The sequence below is a fragment of the Desertihabitans brevis genome (assembly GCF_003327535.1).
Lineage (GTDB): Bacteria > Actinomycetota > Actinomycetes > Propionibacteriales > Propionibacteriaceae > Desertihabitans > Desertihabitans brevis.
On record NZ_QOUI01000006.1, the window covers coordinates 213,932 to 230,799 of the forward strand.

General features: G+C 73.2%; 14 protein-coding genes and 1 other RNA gene. 7 read left to right on the top strand and 8 right to left on the bottom strand.

Features of this window, described 5'->3' with window-relative positions; genetic code table 11:
* Window positions 1-6 precede the first annotated feature (6 nt).
* Window positions 7-501: a methylated-DNA--[protein]-cysteine S-methyltransferase gene (locus DT076_RS11370; RefSeq protein WP_114126786.1), complete on the bottom strand. Its 495-nt coding sequence runs from the start codon at window positions 499-501 to the stop codon at window positions 7-9.
* A gap of 79 nt (window positions 502-580) precedes the next feature.
* Window positions 581-1,606: an NYN domain-containing protein gene (locus DT076_RS11375; RefSeq protein ID WP_114126787.1), complete on the bottom strand. Its 1,026-nt coding sequence runs from the start codon at window positions 1,604-1,606 to the stop codon at window positions 581-583.
* A 68-nt stretch (window positions 1,607-1,674) separates the two neighbouring features.
* On the opposite strand from DT076_RS11375, the gene DT076_RS11380 reads away from it, so the two are divergent.
* Window positions 1,675-2,886, top strand: a complete 1,212-nt coding sequence (locus tag DT076_RS11380) for a winged helix-turn-helix domain-containing protein (RefSeq protein WP_199539128.1) — start codon at window positions 1,675-1,677, stop codon at window positions 2,884-2,886.
* Here DT076_RS11380 and DT076_RS11385 read toward each other — a convergent pair.
* Both DT076_RS11385 and DT076_RS11390 read right to left on the bottom strand, forming a co-directional pair.
* On the bottom strand, window positions 2,876-3,442 hold the full coding sequence (locus DT076_RS11385; protein WP_114126788.1) for a GNAT family N-acetyltransferase: 567 nt from the start codon (window positions 3,440-3,442) through the stop codon (window positions 2,876-2,878). The two genes, DT076_RS11380 and DT076_RS11385, sit on opposite strands and share 11 nt — an antisense overlap.
* A complete protein-coding gene (locus tag DT076_RS11390; protein WP_114126789.1) occupies window positions 3,442-4,098 on the bottom strand; it encodes an alpha-ketoglutarate-dependent dioxygenase AlkB in 657 nt (218 codons plus the stop codon). Before DT076_RS11390 ends, DT076_RS11385 begins: the two co-directional genes overlap by 1 nt.
* 108 nt (window positions 4,099-4,206) lie before the next feature.
* Here DT076_RS11390 and secA point away from each other — a divergent pair, with 108 nt between their 5' ends.
* Window positions 4,207-7,125: a preprotein translocase subunit SecA gene (gene secA / locus DT076_RS11395; RefSeq protein WP_456073040.1), complete on the top strand. Its 2,919-nt coding sequence runs from the start codon at window positions 4,207-4,209 to the stop codon at window positions 7,123-7,125.
* Here secA and DT076_RS11400 read toward each other — a convergent pair.
* Window positions 7,097-7,600: an Rv3235 family protein gene (locus tag DT076_RS11400; protein ID WP_114126790.1), complete on the bottom strand. Its 504-nt coding sequence runs from the start codon at window positions 7,598-7,600 to the stop codon at window positions 7,097-7,099. The two genes, secA and DT076_RS11400, sit on opposite strands and share 29 nt — an antisense overlap.
* An 80-nt stretch (window positions 7,601-7,680) precedes the next feature.
* Between DT076_RS11400 and DT076_RS11405 the strand changes: the two genes are divergently transcribed.
* A complete protein-coding gene (locus tag DT076_RS11405) occupies window positions 7,681-9,144 on the top strand; it encodes a WS/DGAT/MGAT family O-acyltransferase (RefSeq protein WP_114126791.1) in 1,464 nt (487 codons plus the stop codon).
* 84 nt (window positions 9,145-9,228) lie between these two features.
* Window positions 9,229-9,885 (top strand): hypothetical protein, encoded by a 657-nt coding sequence (locus DT076_RS11410; RefSeq protein ID WP_114126792.1) that lies wholly within the window; start codon window positions 9,229-9,231, stop codon window positions 9,883-9,885.
* A 75-nt stretch (window positions 9,886-9,960) separates the two neighbouring features.
* Here the strand turns inward: DT076_RS11410 and DT076_RS11415 are convergent, their stop codons facing one another.
* Together DT076_RS11415 and DT076_RS11420 are read right to left on the bottom strand one after the other, a co-directional pair.
* On the bottom strand, window positions 9,961-11,922 hold the full coding sequence (locus DT076_RS11415; protein ID WP_114126793.1) for a BCCT family transporter: 1,962 nt from the start codon (window positions 11,920-11,922) through the stop codon (window positions 9,961-9,963).
* A 148-nt stretch (window positions 11,923-12,070) separates the two neighbouring features.
* Window positions 12,071-13,285 carry a multidrug effflux MFS transporter gene (locus tag DT076_RS11420; protein WP_114126794.1) on the bottom strand — a complete coding sequence of 405 codons (1,215 nt, stop codon included), beginning with the start codon at window positions 13,283-13,285 and terminating at the stop codon, window positions 12,071-12,073.
* Window positions 13,286-13,444: 159 nt separating this feature from the next.
* Between DT076_RS11420 and DT076_RS11425 the strand changes: the two genes are divergently transcribed.
* The 3 genes from DT076_RS11425 (at window position 13,445) to DT076_RS11435 (ending at window position 16,466) form a co-directional block, all read left to right on the top strand.
* Window positions 13,445-14,152 carry a zinc ribbon domain-containing protein gene (locus DT076_RS11425; RefSeq protein WP_199539129.1) on the top strand — a complete coding sequence of 236 codons (708 nt, stop codon included), beginning with the start codon at window positions 13,445-13,447 and terminating at the stop codon, window positions 14,150-14,152.
* Between the two features lie 16 nt (window positions 14,153-14,168).
* On the top strand, window positions 14,169-15,602 hold the full coding sequence (locus DT076_RS11430) for an RNB domain-containing ribonuclease (protein WP_233493881.1): 1,434 nt from the start codon (window positions 14,169-14,171) through the stop codon (window positions 15,600-15,602).
* Window positions 15,603-15,770: 168 nt separating this feature from the next.
* Window positions 15,771-16,466 carry an ANTAR domain-containing protein gene (locus tag DT076_RS11435; RefSeq protein ID WP_114126797.1) on the top strand — a complete coding sequence of 232 codons (696 nt, stop codon included), beginning with the start codon at window positions 15,771-15,773 and terminating at the stop codon, window positions 16,464-16,466.
* A gap of 23 nt (window positions 16,467-16,489) precedes the next feature.
* Here the strand turns inward: DT076_RS11435 and rnpB are convergent.
* Window positions 16,490-16,862: RNase P RNA component class A (gene rnpB, locus DT076_RS11440), an RNA gene on the bottom strand.
* Window positions 16,863-16,868 lie beyond the last annotated feature (6 nt).

Below are 16,868 nucleotides of genomic sequence, written 5' to 3' on the forward strand. Positions count from 1 at the left end.
CCCGGTTCAGAAGAGCGCGGGCGGGCTGAGCAGCGTCGGGTTCTCCAGCTCCAGCAGCTGGCGCTTGCGCTCCAGCCCGCCCGCGTAGCCGGTCAGTGCGCCGTCGGCCCCGACCACGCGGTGGCAGGGGATGACGATGGCGACCGGGTTGCGGCCGTTGGCCGCCCCGACCGCCTGCGCGGCCCGTGGCCGGCCGAGCGCGCGGGCCAGCTCGCCGTAGCTGCGGGTCCGGCCGTAGGGGATCTGCTGCAGCTCGGCCCACACCCGCCGCTCGAACGGCGAGCCCTGCGGGGCCAGCGGCAGGTCGAAGACGGTGCGCTCGCCGGCGAAGTACTCCGCCAGCTGGTCACGCGCCGGCGCCAGGGCGGCGTCGTCGCGGACGCCGCGGTCCAGCCGCGGGTGGCGGTGGGCCGACATCAGCACGGCCGAGAGCACCCCGTCGGTGGCGATCAGGGTGAGCGGTCCGACGGGCGAGTCGAGCACGGAGTGGGTGGTGGGCACGGGACCTCCTCGGGTCTGGTCACCAGGTGGACGTCGCCGCGACCGCAGGTGTGAGGTCGGCGTCCCGGCGCCGTGGCCGTCAGCGCCCGGGACGCAGCCGGATCCGGCGGGTCTGGTCGCTCTCGTCCAGCTCGGCGACGCTGTTGCGCGACTTCACGAACTCGGAGAACGAGCCGTAGCCCAGCGCCTTCTCGTTGAACGACGGGTCCATCCGCTTCATCTGGGTCTTCACCACCGAGCTGTGCAGCCACTCCTCGTCGGACTTCTCGTGCGCCAGCCGCAGCGCCCGCTCCAGCAGCCGGGACGCCCCCCGCCGGCTCAGCGCGGCGTCCGGCTCAGGCGCGGTGTCGTCCTCGTCCTCGGTGCCGGTGGGGACGGCCGCGGACTGCCCCTCCGCTGCCGTGGTCGGTGCGCTGCCGGCGCCGCCGCCGCGTCGGCCGCCCGTCTCCGGACCGTCCGCCGCCGCCGTCGGGCGCCGCTCCGGCGCCGGCTCCGGCTCGTCCGGCTCCGGCTCGTCCGGCTCGTCCGGCCCGGCGGTGAGCCCGGGCAGCGCGCCGTAGGTGATGAGCTCGTCGCAGGCGGCTCCGAGGGACCGGCTGGTCGAGCCCGCGACACCCACCCCGACCACGTAGCGGCCGAGCCGCTTGCAGCGCTGGGCCAGCGGGACGTAGTCGGAGTCGCCGGCCACGATCACCACGTGGGTGAGGTCGGGCAGCCGGAACATGTCCTCCACCGCGTCCACCGCCAGCCGGATGTCGGCGCCGTTCTTGGCGTAGGCCGCCGCCGGGAACAGCTGCACCAGGTCGACGGCGCGCCCCACCAGCTGGCGCTGGTAGCGCGAGTTCACCGGGGCCGACCAGTCGGCGTAGGCGCGGGTGAGCACGATGGTGCCGTAGGAGGAGGCGAAGTCGATGATCGCCCCGACGTCGATGGTGGCCGCGTCGAGGCGCTCGGCCATCGCCGCGCTGGGCTCGCCGTCGGCGTCGGTCTCCCGGGCGCGGTCGCGGGAGAAGGCGTTGCGCCCGTGCTCGTGGTCGTAGTGGGAGATGACGATGTTGTCGAAGTCGATGTAGACGGCCACCCGGGCCTCGTCGGTGTCGGTCATGGCTCCTTCCTGGTCGGTGCGGCCAGTCTGCCCCGCCGCTGTCGGTGGTCGGCACTAGCCTCCCGATCATGCCCCGCGAGACGCTGACCCTCGCCCAGGCGCGGCGGGTGGCCGTCGCCGCCCAGGGTCTCACCGGACGCCCGGACCGCGACGCCACCATGCGCGACGTGCAGCGCCTGGTCGACCGGCTGGCGCTGCTGCAGATCGACTCGGTCAACGTGGCCGTCCGGGCCCACCTGATGCCGCTCTTCTCCCGGCACGGGCCCTACGACCCCGGGCTGCTGGCCCGGGCCTCCGGACGCCGTCCACGCCGGCTGTTCGAGTACTGGGCGCACGAGGCCTCGCTGGTCGACGTCGTGCTGCAGCCGGCGCTGCGGCCGCGGATGCAGGTGGCCGCCGAGGAGGCCTGGGGCCGGATCCGCCGGGTGCAGGCCGAGCAGCCGCACCTGCTGGCCCGGGTGCGCGAGGAGGTGGCCGCGCGCGGCCCGATCAGCGCCCGCGACATCCAGCACGAGGAGGAGCGCTCGCGGGAGCACTGGGGATGGAACTGGTCCTCGGTGAAGGTGTGCCTGGAGTGGTTGTTCTGGGCCGGCGAGATCACCGCCGCCCGCCGCAACGACCAGTTCGAACGGCTCTACGACCTGCCCGAGCGGGTGCTGCCGCCCGAGGTGGCCGCCGCGCCGACGCCGGAGCCGGAGGAGGCGGTGCGGACGCTGGTGCGCCGGTCGGCCCGGGCGCTCGGGGTGGCCGACCTGCGGGCGCTGGCCGACTACTTCCGGCTGAAGACCGCCCAGGTGCGTCCGGCGGTCGACGAGCTGGTGGCGGCGGGGGAGCTGCTGCCGGTGACGGTGCGCGGGCTGGACCGGCCGCACTGGCTGTGGCACGAGGCCCGGCTGCCGCGGCGGGTGGCCGGCCGGGCGCTGCTCAGCCCGTTCGACTCGATGGTCTTCGAGCGCCAGCGGCTGCAGGAGCTCTTCGACTTCCGCTACCGGATCGAGATCTACGTGCCGGCGCCGAAGCGGCGGTACGGCTACTACGTCTACCCGTTCCTGCTCGGCGAACGGCTGGTGGCCCGGGTCGACCTCAAGGCCGACCGGGCTGCCGGCGTCCTGGTGGTCAAGGCCGCCTGGGCCGAGCCGGACGCCCCCGCCGAGACCGCGCCGGAGCTGGCCGCCGAGCTCGCGCTGATGGCGTCCTGGCTGGGGCTGGACGACGTGGTCGTGCACGAGCGCGGCGACCTGGCGGCGCTGCTGCAGCGGGCGGTCGCCCTCAGCCGGTGAACGACTCCAGCACGGCCGGCGCCAGCGCGCGGTCGGCGTAGACCAGCCGGACGGCGTCAGGATCGGGGTTGCCGGCGTCGGGCCCGCGCCAGCGCAGCACCAGCCCCGCCCGCTCGGCCGCCGCCTTCGACCCGGTGTTGTGCTCCACCAGGTAGGCCACCACCGGCAGCTCAGGGCGCACCCGCCGGGCGGCCGGCAGCGCGGCGGCGATGATCTCCTGGGCCAGCCCCTGGCCCCGGCAGGCCGGGGTCAGCCGGTAGTAGAGGTTCCAGGCGACGCCTCCGCGCAGCGAGCAGCCGCCGACCCCGACCAGAGCACCGTCCTCGGGGCCGCCGCGGCGGCGCGCCACCCAGGCGCCCAGCCCGTGCTCGGCCCAGCTCTGCTCGTAGCCCCGCAGCAGCTGCTCGGTGTCCTCCCGGGTGCGGTGCCGGCCGCTGGGGAGGTGGCGCCAGCTGTCGGGGTCGGCGTGCAGCGCGAACAGCTCGGCCAGGTCGTCGGGCTGCGGCCGGGTGAGCAGCAGCCGGGGCGTCTGTGTCGGCGACAGCGGGGTGGTCATCAGCGGACCCCGGTGGGCCGGAACTGGATCGACACCCGCGGCCCGACGTCGCGGGCGGTCTTCGGGATGGCGTGGTCCCAGGTGCGCTGGCAGGAGCCGCCCATGACGATGAGGTCGCCGTGGCCGAGCGGCAGCCGACGGGAGTCGCCGCCGCCGCGGGGTCGCAGCGCCAGCGTCCGGGCCGCCCCCACCGAGAGGATCGCGACCATGGTGTCGACGTCGCGGCCCCGGCCGATCCGGTCCCCGTGCCAGGCCACCGAGTCCCGGCCGTCGCGGTAGTAGCACAGCCCGGCGGTGGTGAAGGGCTCACCCAGCTCGGCGGCGTAGCGCTCGGTGAGGGCGTCGCGGGCGGCGTCCAGCACCGGGTGCGGGAACGGCTCGCTCGCCCCGTAGAACTTCGTCAGCCGGGGGACGTCCACCTCGCGCTCGTACATCTGACGCCGTTCGGCGTGCCAGGGCACCACCTCGACCAGGTGGCTGAGCAGCGCGTCCGCCCCGGTCAGCCAGCCCGGCAGCAGGTCGACCCAGGCGCCGCGGCTCAGCGGCACCCGGTGCACGCCGTCCAGCGGACCGAGGCCGACGGGGTCGGCGTCGAAGAGCGACGTCTGCAGCGCGGTGCCGGCTGCCGGTGCGACGGGTGCAGCGGTGCGGGCCATCGTCGACCTCCCTCGAATCGAACGTGTGTTCACCCTAGCACCCTGGGCTGGTCGGCCGGGGCCACTACGATGGCCGAGGACCGACCGTCGACGGGAAGAGACTGCACCGTGGCACTGATGGACAAGCTGCTCCGCATGGGCGAGGGCAAGCAGCTGCGCCGCCTCCAGCGGATCGCCGAGCAGGTGAACTCCATCGAGGAGGACTTCACCGCGATGGACGACGACGAGCTGCGCGGCCAGACCGCGGACTTCCGGGCCCGGCTGGAGAAGGGCGAGTCCCTCGACGACCTGCTGCCCGAGGCCTTCGCCACCGTCCGCGAGGCCAGCCGCCGGGTGATCGGCAAGCGTCACTTCGACGTCCAGCTGATGGGTGGGGCCGCGCTGCACCTGGGCAACATCGCCGAGATGAAGACCGGTGAGGGCAAGACCCTGGTGGCGACCCTGCCGAGCTACCTCAACGCGCTCACCGGCAAGGGCGTGCACGTGGTCACGGTGAACGACTACCTGGCGAAGTTCCAGTCCGAGCAGATGGGCCGCATCCACCACTTCCTCGGCCTGGAGACCGGCGTCATCCTCTCCGGCATGACGCCGGAGCAGCGGCGCGCCGCCTACGCCTGCGACATCACCTACGGCACCAACAACGAGTTCGGCTTCGACTACCTGCGCGACAACATGGCGCTCAAGCTGGAGGACTGCGTGCAGCGCGGCCACCACTTCGCCATCGTCGACGAGGTCGACTCCATCCTCATCGACGAGGCCCGCACCCCGCTGATCATCTCCGGCCCGGCGCAGGAGAGCCACGAGTGGTACCCCGAGTTCGCCAAGATCGCGGCGAAGATGCAGCGCGACGTGCACTACGAGGTGGACGAGAAGAAGCGCACCGTCGCGATCATCGAGGCCGGCATCGACTTCGTCGAGGACCGGCTCGGCATCGACAACCTCTACGAGTCGGCCAACACCCCGCTGATCTCCTACCTCAACCAGTCGATCAAGGCCAAGGAGCTGTTCCTGCGCGACCGCGACTACGTGGTCGCCGACGGCGAGGTGCTGATCGTCGACGAGCACACCGGGCGCACGCTGACCGGCCGGCGCTACAACGAGGGGCTGCACCAGGCCATCGAGGCCAAGGAGAAGGTGCAGATCAAGGACGAGTACCAGACGCTGGCCACCATCACCCTGCAGAACTTCTTCCGGATGTACGACAAGCTCGCCGGCATGACGGGCACCGCGCTGACCGAGGCGGCGGAGTTCCAGAAGATCTACGGCCTGGGCGTGCTGCCGATCCCGACCAACAAGCCCATGATCCGCACCGACGAGAAGGACCTCATCTTCCGTACCGAGGAGGCGAAGTTCGCCGCCGTGGTGGCCGACGTCGTCGAGCGGCACCAGAAGGGGCAGCCGGTGCTCATCGGCACCGCCTCGGTGGCGAAGTCGGAGATCCTCTCGGCGCTGCTGAAGAAGGCCGGCGTCAAGCACGAGGTGCTGAACGCGAAGAACCACGCGCGTGAGGCCGCGATCGTGGCCGAGGCCGGACGCAGGGGCGCGGTCACCGTCGCCACCAACATGGCCGGCCGCGGTACCGACATCATCCTCGGTGGGAACGCGGAGTTCCTGGCCGACCAGGTGCTGCGCAAGCAGGGGCTCGACCCGGTCGAGCACGCCGAGGAGTACGAGGCGCGCTGGGCCGAGACGCTGGAGGCGATCGAGGCCGAGGTGGCCAGCGAGCACGAGGAGGTCGTCGCGCTCGGCGGTCTGTACGTGGTCGCCTCCGAGCGGCACGAGTCGCGCCGGATCGACAACCAGCTGCGCGGTCGTTCCGGTCGCCAGGGCGACCCGGGGGAGAGCCGCTTCTACCTCTCGCTGGGCGACGACCTGATGCGGCTGTTCAAGTCCGACGTCGTCGAGTGGGTGCTGCAGGCGCTGAAGATCCCCGACGACCAGCCGATCGAGAACAAGCGGGTCTCGAGCGCGATCGCCAGCGCCCAGGCGCAGGTGGAGGCGCAGAACTTCGAGATCCGCAAGAACATCCTGCGCTACGACGACGTGATGAACCGCCAGCGCCACGCCATCTACGGCGACCGTCGCAAGGTGCTCGAGGGCGCCGACGTCGAGGCCCAGCTGCGCTCGGCCACCACCCAGGTGGTGGAGAGCACGGTGCGCAACCACACCGTCGGGTTCGTGGAGGACTGGGACCTCGAGCAGCTGTGGACCGAGATGTCGCAGATCTACCGCGTCGGTCTGGACCGCGAGGACTACGAGGGCGTCGACCTGACCGCCGACGAGCTGGTCACCGCCTTCGTGGCCGACGCCACCCGGGCCTACGACGAGCGGGAGGCCGAGCTCGGCGAGGAGAACATGCGCGAGCTGGAGCGGCAGGTGCTGCTCACCGTGCTGGACCGCAAGTGGCGCGAGCACCTCTACGAGATGGACTACCTGCGCGAGGGCATCGGGCTGCGGGCGATGGCCCAGCGCGACCCGCTGGTGGAGTACCAGCGCGAGGGCGGCGACATGTTCAACCAGATGATGGCCGCCTTCACCGAGGAGGTCGTCGGCTACCTGTTCAACCTCGACGTCAAGGTCTCCCAGGTGGCGAGGGTGGGCGTCGTCCCGGGCGCGGACGGCAGCGCCAGGCCGGTCACCGTCGGCGACCTCGAGCAGCGGATCGCCTCGGGGCCCGACCCGGACTCCGGCGGCACCGAGGTGCGCCGCGAGGGGGAGCCGTCCCCGTCCGACGCCGACGTCCAGCCCGACGCCGGCACCCCGGCGACCGACGCGGCCCAGCCCGATGACGGCGCCCCGGCCGGGGCGGTGGCGGCGGCCCCGGGCCGGCCGAGCATCTCGGCCAAGGGCCTGGGTGGCGGGCCGACCCGTGGCCGGCTCAGCTACAGCGCCCCGGATGAGGACGGCCGGGCCAGCACCGCCACCGGCACCGCCGAGCAGGACCCCTATGCCGGTGTCGGCCGCAACCAGCCGTGCCCCTGCGGGTCGGGCAAGAAGTTCAAGCAGTGCCACGGAGCGCGCAGCTGACGGGATCGGGTCGCGGGCCGGTCTCCAGGTCGGTGCAGCGCCAGCGCTGACCACCGGTCGTCAGCCGCATCGCCCAGGCCAGCGAGCGTCCGGCGGCGTGCAGCCGGATGCTCACCTCGGCCACGTCAGGGCGCGGGTGCTGCACCCGGACCGAGCAGAGCTGGGCCGGCGGGTGCCGGCGCGAGCGCCGGCGCAGGCCGCGTTCGACCGCGAGCTGGGTGAGCACCGCCTCGGTGAACCAGCTCTCCAGCTGGGTGGCCGGGCGGCGGCCGTCCAGCGACTCCAGCACCAGCCGCACCAGGACGGCTGCGGTCCGGGCGGCGCCGGGCAGCAGCGGCTGCTCCGGCCCGGGTGCGCGCAGCAGCGGCGCCTCCTCGCCGAACAGCGTCGGCTGGTCGGCGGGGACCGCGGGGGCGACGGCGTCACGGAGCACCGGCGGGTGCTGGACGGGCAGGGGCAGGACGCTGATCGTCATGCTCGCCTAGCCTGGACCCCGGCGACGTCTCCCGCGGGCGCCGTCGACGGATCTGTGGACAAGTGCCGGAGGAGGGGCCGATGGCCGACCGCCTGACCGCCGCCGAGGACGCCCTGCTGGCGCTGGACACCGCCCACCACCCCAACCACGTGGGCACCGTCGACGTGTTCCGCCCCGGCCCGGGTGGCATCGACCACGAGCGGCTGGCGGCGCTGGTGGAGGACCGGCTGGCCTTCGTCCCGCGCTACCGGATGCGGCTGCGGGCGGTGCCGTTCAACCTCGCCGCACCGGTCTGGGTGGAGGACGACGGGTTCGACCTCAGCTTCCACGTCCGCCGCTCCGCGCTGCCCCGTCCGGGCTCGCTGGAGCAGCTGCGCGAGTTCGTCGGCCGGGTGATGGCCCGCCGGCTGGACCACTCCCGCCCGCTGTGGGAGATGTACCTGGTCGAGGGGCTGGCCGACGACCGGCTGGCGGTGATCACCAAGACCTCCCAGCTGCTGGTCGACGGCGAGGACCACGTCGACATCGGTCAGGTGCTGCTGGACGAGGTGGCCGACGGCGGCGACCTCGCCGCCCCGGCCTGGGAGCCCCGGCCGGAGCCCGGCCCGGTGGACCTGCTGGTGCAGACCGCGGTGGAGACGGCCCGGGACCCGTTCGTGCTGGTCGACGGGGTGCGCCGCGGGGTGACCAGCGTGCTCGGCACCGCGGTGGCGGTGGGCGAGGCGGTCGGTGGGTTCGGCGAGACCATCGGCGGGCTGGCCACCGACCTGATGACCGGTGCCCGGCCGCCGGCGGACTCACCGCTGACCGGGGTGGTCTCCCAGCAGCGCCGGTTCGCCTGCGCGGTGCTGCCGCTGCAGGACCTGCGCACGCTGCGGGTGGCGCACCGGTGCACGATCAACGACGTGGTGCTGGCGGTGCTCACCGGTGCCCTGCGTTCCTGGTTCGCCGCGCGCGGCCAGCACCTCACCCGGACCCAGCTCACCGCCTGCGTGCCGATGAGCGTGATCGACGAGGACGGCACCCCGTCCTCGCTCGGCAGCAGGGTGGCACCGCACCTGATGCCGCTGCCGGTGGGGGAGCCGAACGCGCTGATGCGGCTGCACCAGGTCTCCTACGGCACCAAGGCCCACAAGGACACCGGGCTGGCGGTGGACGCCCGCAGCATCATCGACATCGCCGGTTTCGCCCCGACCACCCTGCACCACCTGGGGGCACGGGTCACCAGCCAGCTGGTGCGGCGGCCGCACGACCTGGTGATCACCAACGTGCCCGGCCCGCAGCACCCGGTCTACCTCGACGACGCCGAGCTGGTGGCCAGCTTCCCGGTGCTGCCGCTGACCGCGGGGCACATCCTCAGCATCGGGGTCACCTCCTACAACGGCGAGGTGTTCATCGGCTTCAACGGCGACCGGGACGAGGCCAGCGACCTCGACGTGCTGGCCCAGTGCGTCGGGGACGCGCTGGAGGAGCTGAGCGCCACCGTCGAGCAGGCGCGCTCGACCCGCACCACGACCCGCCCGCGGCGGCGCCGCGACGGCTGACCGCCCGGCGCGGCCCACGGGGTCGTCACGGATGCGGAACACACCACCGACGGATCGTCACCTGCAGCGGCTAGGTTCTCGTCCATGGCCCCCCTGCGCAGCGGTCCCGTGTCCGGCCCCCCGGTCACGGGGGAGTGGACCCGATCGGAGCTGCGGCTGCAGCTGGACCACACCACCGGAGGTCGCTGGACGGGGCTGCGTTCCGGCGACCACCCCTGGCTCACCGAGGACGCCCCCGGTCTGGAGCGTCTGGTCGTCGGGGACCGGGACGTCTCCCCGCCGGAGCGGGCGTGGCGCCCCGCGGCGGCGCTGGACCGTCTCGGCCAGCCGTCCGGGCCGCCGGGCTGGCGGGTGGAGACCGACGACGCTGCCCTGTCGCGGACCGTGCACGGCCTCTCGGGGGCGGTCCGGATCGGCTACCGGGTGGCCGCGGCCGCCCCGTGGCGCCACCGGGTGGAGCTGCCGCTGCGCACGGCCGAGGGCGCGGCGGAGCTGCACGGCGACCCCGCCGGGCTGGTCGAGGTGTCGGGCTGGGCGCACTGCTGGGTGGTCGACGGGCGTGAGGCGCTCGGCCTGCACTGGACCACCGAGCAGCGTGAGGACATCGCCCTGCTCGGGCTGGCGACGACCTCCGCCGACGGCGTGCACCGGGTGGCGCTGGGGGTCGGCTCGACCGAGGTGGCCGTGCCCGCCCGGCGCGACTTCGGCTGGCGGCTCGTCCTCACCGCCTGGCGGAGCTGAGCCCTCTGACGACGACGCCGGGACGCCTCCTGGTGGAGGGCGTCCCGGCGCCGCGAGGTCGTGCGGTGCCGCCGGTCAGCGGTCCTCGTCCCGCTCCGGCGCAGGCTCCTCGCGCTCGAGGCGGGCGGCCTCGGCCGAGGCCGCGAACTCCGGCGTGTCGAACACCTCGCCGTTCAGCGGGTCCGAGGGCAGCGCGTCGTCGGCCACCTCGACCGCGCCGCTGCGCGGGTCCACCGCGACGGTGTGGCCGGGGATGTCCTGCACGGCGACCACCAGCCCGCCGGCCTGCGGCGTGCTGATGCCCTCGCGCGAGGGGGCCAGGCCCGCGAAGGTGGTGGAGATGCCGCCGCGCCGGCGTCCCGGGGGAGCGGAGCCCTCGGGTTCGGGCTGCACCGGCGCGTCCCCGGCGGTGGCCACCCGCAGGTAGCGCGGCGTCGTGGCCAGGTCGTAGCGGAACGCCTTCAGCAGCGCCGCGCAGGCCAGCACCATGATGATCGAGAACGGTACGGCGGTGGCGATGGAGGCGGTCTGCAACGCCGTCAACGACGCGGTCGGGTCCTCCGCGGTGCCGCCGACCAGCAGCAGCACGGCGGCGGCGACGCCCTCCAGCACGGCCCAGTAGACCCGGGTCAGCTTGGGCGTCTCCAGGTCACCGCCGGTGGAGAGGATGTCGATGACCAGCGAGCCGGAGTCGGAGGAGGTGACGAAGAAGAACACGATCACCACGATCGCCAGCACGCTGGTCACCTGGGCCAGCGGGAAGTCGGCGAGCAGCTGGAACAGCGCGGTGTTGGAGTTCACCGAGAAGCCGCCCTCGGGGAACCAGACGCTCTCGGTGCCCGCGTCCCAGGTCGCCAGCCCCTCGGTCGGACGTCCCTCCGGCGCGGCCGCGATCTCCTCCCGGGTGCGCAGGATGCCGGTCTCGCCGAAGATGGTGAACCACAGCGCACCGATCAGGGTGGGGGCCACCAGCACGCCGGTGATGAACTCGCGGATGGTGCGGCCGCGGGAGATCCGGGCGATGAACATCCCGACGAAGGGCGCCCAGCTGACCCACCAGCCCCAGTAGAAGATCGTCCAGTCGCCCAGCCAGGTGTCGTCGGCCCACGGGGCGGTGCGCAGCATCATCTCCGGCAGCGCGCCGACGTAGCCGCCGAGGTTCTGCACGAAGGCGGTGAGGATGAACAGGGTGGGGCCGAGCAGCAGCACGAACAGCGCCAGCACCGCGGCCAGCACCATGTTGATGTTGGACAGCCACTTCAGGCCCTTGGTGACGCCGGTGACCACGGAGAAGGTGGCGATCGCGGTGATGATGGCGATGATGACGACCGTCCAGGTGGCGTCCACCTCCAGCCAGCCCAGGTACCCCAGTCCGGCCGCGATCTGGGTGACACCGATGCCGAGGGAGGTGGCGACGCCGAAGAGGGTGCCGATGACGGCGATGGCGTCGATCGCGTGGCCGAGCGCGCCCTCGATCGCCTTGCGGCCGAAGAGGGGCTCCAGCAGCCAGCGCACCGACAGCGGGCGTCCCTTGCGGTAGGTCATGTAGGCCAGACCCAGACCGACCACGACGTAGATCGACCAGGCGTGCAGACCCCAGTGGAACAGGGTCAGCTCCATCGCCTGGTTGGCGGCCTCGTCGGTACCGGGCGGGACGCGACCGGCCTGCGGCGGGATGACGAAGTGCGACAGCGGCTCGGCGACGCCGTAGAAGACCAGGCCGATCCCCATGCCGGCGCTGAAGAGCATCGCGAACCAGGAGAACATGCCGAACTCGGGCTTCTCGTCGTCGCGTCCCAGCCGGATCGACCCCACCCGGCTGAACGCGCAGAAGATGGCGAACACCACGAAGACGGTGGCGGCCAGGATGTACCACCAGCCGACGCCGTCGGTGATCGTGGCGTTGAGCGTGGTGAAGGTGTCGGAGGCGGTCTGGCTGCTCACCGCGGCGAAGGCCACCAGCCCGAGGATGACGATCGAGGCCGGGATGAAGACGGGCTTGTGGATGCCCCGCCAGGAGTCGGTCAGTGTTCTCATGCATTCCTCACTGCGGGGCACGTCGACACGTCCCCGCGGATCCGCGTACGTGAACAGTCGACCAACCTAGGAAATGCGCCCGGTGGAGACAAACCGGGTCACGGCCCGGCCAACGTCCGCGGGACGCCGCCGACCGTGCAGCTGCAGCCTACGCCGGACGCCGACGCCCCCGGTAGAGCCGTACGAGCAGCAGCAGGGCCGCCAGGTTGGCCACCACCACGACCAGACCGAGCGGGCCGGCCGTCCCGTCGCTGAGCAGGCCGACCAGCGGGGCGGCGGCCCCGGCCACCGCGAACCGCCCGGCACCGAGCACGGCGGTGGCGGTGCCGGCGGTGCGGGCGTGGTGCTCCAGTGCCAGCGTGGTGGTGGTCGGCATGCAGAAGCCGAGGCTGCCGATGATGACGCCGAGCGGGATGATCGCGCCGAGCAGCCCGGCGCCCAGGACCGCGAGCACCCACATCGTCACCGCGGCGACCAGCCCCAGCGCGAGCGCACCACCCAGCACGAGCGGCGCGCCGAACCGGCGTACCAGCACCGGGGTCAGCTGGGTGCCGGCGATGAGCAGCAGACCGTTCAGCCCGAAGACCAGGGCGAACTGCTGGGGGCTGAGCCCGTAGCCCTCCTGGAAGATGAAGGAGGAGCCGGAGACGTAGCTGAACAGGCAGATCGAGTTGGCCACGGCGACCACCACCATGACGACGAAGTGCCGGTCGGAGAGCACCCGTCGGTAGGCGCCCAGCGTCGAGCCGAGACCGGCGGCGAGGCGCCGCTCGGGCGGCAGGGTCTCGGGGAAGCGGAGCAGGGCGACCACCAGCAGCAGCACGGCGACCACGGCGAGGAAGACGAACACCCCCTGCCAGGTGGTGACGGCCAGCAGCAGCCCGCCCAGGCTGGGGGCGAGGATGGGCGCCAGCCCCATCACCAGGGACAGCTGGCTGAGCGTGCGCACCACCCCGAGGCCGTCGAACAGGTCGCGCACCACCGCCATCGCCACCACGGCCAGGGCGGAGCCGAAGAAGCCCTGCAGCAGGCGCAGCGCCACCACCAGCTCCAGGGTGGGGGCGAGCGCGATGAGCACCGAGGCGAGGATGTGTCCGCACAACCCGATGACGATGGGGATGCGCCGGCCGATGGTGTCCGAGAGCGGCCCGTTCACCAGCTGGCCGAGGCCGAGCCCGAGCAGCATGGTGGTCAGCGTCAGCTGCACCTGGGACTCGGTGGCCTCCAGGTCGACGGCCATCTCGGGGAACCCCGGCAGGTAGGTGTCGATGGTGAGCGGTCCGAGCGCGGTCAGCGAGCCGAGCAGCAGGATGAGGGCGAGGCCCCGCAGCCGTCGGCCGGCCGGGCCGGTGTGCTCGCTCACTCGTCGCCCGCGGCGGGGTGGTCGGTGCTGGTCGTCACCCGCCGATCCTAGGGGCCTCGGCGACGGTCGCCGTCGCTAGAGTCCGGACCGCTAGAGTGCGGAACCCAGTGCGTCGGAGGAGTCATCATCAGAGCCGAACCCAGCGACCAGCTGCGCCTGTTGGACCTGCAGGCCCTCGACACCCACATCGCGCAGCTGCTGCACCGCAAGCGGACCCTGCCCGAGCTCGCCGACATCAAGCGGCTGGAGCGGGAGCAGGAGGCGCTGGCCGACGAGATGGTCGCCGCCGACACCCGGGTCTCCGACCTCGAGACCGCGCTGCGCCGTGCCGAGGCCGACCTGGAGCCGGTGCGCCAGCGACGCACCCGCGACCAGGAGCGGATCGACGGCGGGACGGCCGGTGACCCCAAGGCGTTGCGGGCGATGATCGAGGAGGTCGAGCACCTGGCCGCCCGGATCGCCACGCTGGAGGACGCCGAGCTGGAGGTGATGGAGGCCCTGGAGACCGCCACCGCGGAGCGGGCCGAGCTGGGCCGGCGGGCCGAGGCGCTGGAGCAGCAGCTGGCCACCTACCGTGCCGCACGCGACACCAAGGTGGCTGACATCGACGCGGAGGGACGGGGCCTGGTCCGCGAGCGCAACCAGCTGGCCCCGCAGCTGCCCGCCGACCTGCTCGCGCTCTACGACAAGCTGCGGGCGGCCCACGGCAGCGGTGCGGCGGCGCTGCGCCAGCGCCGGTGCCAGGGGTGCCTGATCGAGCTCAACGCCGCCGACCTGCGCGCCTTCGCCGAGGCACCGGCCGACCAGGTGCTGCGCTGCGAGGAGTGCAGCCGGATCCTCGTGCGCACCCCGGAGTCGGGGCTCTGAGGTGCCTGCCCGCCAGGTGAGGCTGCCGGCCTCGCGGGTGCCGGCCGCGCTGGCCGAGGGCGTGGCCGCGCTGGAGCGCGAGCTCGGGGTGCGGGCGGAGTTCGACGCCGACGTGCTGGCCGAGGCCGAGCGGGCGGTGGCCGAGGTGGACGTCCCCGCGCTCGACCTGACCGGGCTCGAGCTGGTGACGATCGACCCGCCCGGCTCCCGCGACCTCGACCAGGCGCTGTTCGTCGAGCGGCGGGGGAGCGGCTACCGCGTGCACTACGCGATCGCCGACGTCGCCTCCTTCGTCCGCCCCGGTGGTGCGCTGGACGCCGAGACGCACCGGCGGGGCCAGACGCTGTACGCCCCGCACCGGCGGATCCCGCTGCACCCGACGGTGATCAGCGAGGACGCCGCCAGCCTGCTCGCCGGCCAGCCGCGCCCGGCGGTGGTGTGGCAGGTCGACCTGGACGCCGACGGCGCGTTCGGCACCAGCAGCTGCCGGCGGGCGCTGGTGCGCAGCCGCGAGCAGCTCAGCTACGCCGAGGCGCAGCGGCGGATCGACGACGGCTCGGCCACCGACAGCCTGCGGCTGCTGCGCGAGGTGGGTCTGCTGCGCGAGGAGCAGGAGCGCAGCCGCGGTGGGGTGAGCCTGCCGATCCCCGAGCAGGAGGTGCGGGTGGGGCCGTCCGGGGCGTGGGAGCTGGGCTACCGCTCGCCGCTGCCGGTGGAGGGCTGGAACGCCCAGGTGTCGCTGCTCACCGGGATGGTGGCCGCGGAGATGATGCTCTACGCCGAGGTCGGGGTGCTGCGCACGCTGCCGCCGGCGGAGAAGGCGGGGCTGACGCGGCTGCGGCGGACCAGCCAGGCACTGGGCATCCGCTGGCCCGGCGAGCTGGACTACCCCGAGTTCGTGCGCAGCCTCGACCCCGCGGAGCCGGCCCACGCGGCGATGCTGCGCGCCTGCACCACCCTGTTCCGCGGGGCGGGCTATGTCGCCTTCTCCGGCAGCGTGCCGACGACGGTGGCGCACGCGGCGATCGCGGCCGAGTACGCCCACACGACCGCCCCGCTGCGCCGGCTGGTGGACCGCTACGTGCTGGCGACCTGCCTGGCCCTGTGCGCGGACGAGCCGGTGCCCTCGTGGGTGCTGCGGGCGCTGGACGGGGTGCCGGAGGTGATGGCCGAGACGGGTCGGCGGGCCAGCGCCTACGAGCGGCGGATCATCGACCTGACCGAGGCGTTGGTGCTGGCCCCGCGGGTGGGCGAGACCTTCACCGGGGTGGTGGTCGACGTCGACGAGCACGAGCCCGGTGTGCCGGTCCGGCGGGGCCGGCTGGTGGTCGCCGGACCGGCGGTGGAAGGCGCCGTCACCGGGGACGGCCTGCGGCTCGGCGCCGAGACCACCGTCCGGCTGGCCGAGGCCGACGTCGAGCACGCGCGGGTGCGGTTCGAGACGGTCTGAGTCCGCCGAGCCGCATCCACCGCCTCCCGGGGCCGCCCGGGCTTGCGGCCGGGGAGGAGCAGCCCCGAGGAGGGTCGGTCGGGGAGCGGGTGCCTGCCATACTCCTTCGGATGGGACGGCTGTGCCGCGTCCCTGCAGCGGGCGGCACACGGCGACGAAGGAGGTCCGATGACCACGTCCATCGACTACGAGGCGTTGTTCGACGCCGCGCCGACGCCGTACCTCGTGCTCAGCCCGGACCTGGTGGTCGTCGGCATGAACAGGGCCCGGGAGGAGGTGGCCGGGCGGCGCCGTGAGGAGGTGATCGGCAAGGAGCTCTTCGAGGCCTTCCCCGACCCGCCGGGCGACGAGAGGGCGAGCGGGGTGAGGAACCTGCGCGCCTCCCTCGAGCGCGTCCTGGCGACCCGGCGTCCGGACACGATGCCGGTCCAGCAGTACGACCTCCTCGACCCGGAGACGGGTGAGTGGGTCGAGCGGTGGTGGAGCCCGGTCAACGTGCCGGTCCTCGACGACGACGGTGAGGTCGTCTGGCTGGTCCACCGGGTCACCGAGGTGACCGAGTGGATGCAGCTGCGGAAGCGGCGGCAGCAGGCCACGGACCCGACCCTCGACGAGTCCGACAGCGACCTGTACACGCGGGCCCAGGAGCTGCACACGGCGTGGATGCAGGCGAGCTCGGACGTGGAGCACTTCCGGGTGGCGATGCAGTCGCAGCGGATCATCGGCCAGGCGGTCGGCCTGCTGATGGCGAAGCTCGGCGTCGACGCGGAGGGCGCCTTCGCCCTGCTCGCCAAGGAGTCCCAGTACAGCAACACCAAGCTGCGGGACGTCGCGGCCCAGCACGTCGCCCGGCACACGCGCTGACGGCCCCGGGCCGGGTGGTGAGGAGGACGAGCCGGCCGATAAGCCGGATTCTGTGACCCTCGCGGGCCGGTGATCATCCATCTGCGACCGCTGTCGCCAGCGGCCTGGTGCGGCCTACCCGGGAGCTCGGGCGAGCAGCCCTCAGGCACTCCCGCGACCGTGCCGGGCACGGTCTTCTTGGCCTTGCTCCAGGTGGGGTTTACCGAGCCACCCCAGTCACCTGGGGTGCTGGTGGTCTCTTACACCACCGTTTCACCCTGACCTCTCCGAGAGAGGCGGTCTGCTTTCTGTGGCACTGTCCCGCGGGTCGCCCCGGGTGGGTGTTACCCACCACCTCGCTCTGCGGAGTCCGGACTTTCCTCGATCCTCTCGGACCGCGATCACCTGGCCGGCTCGTCCAGC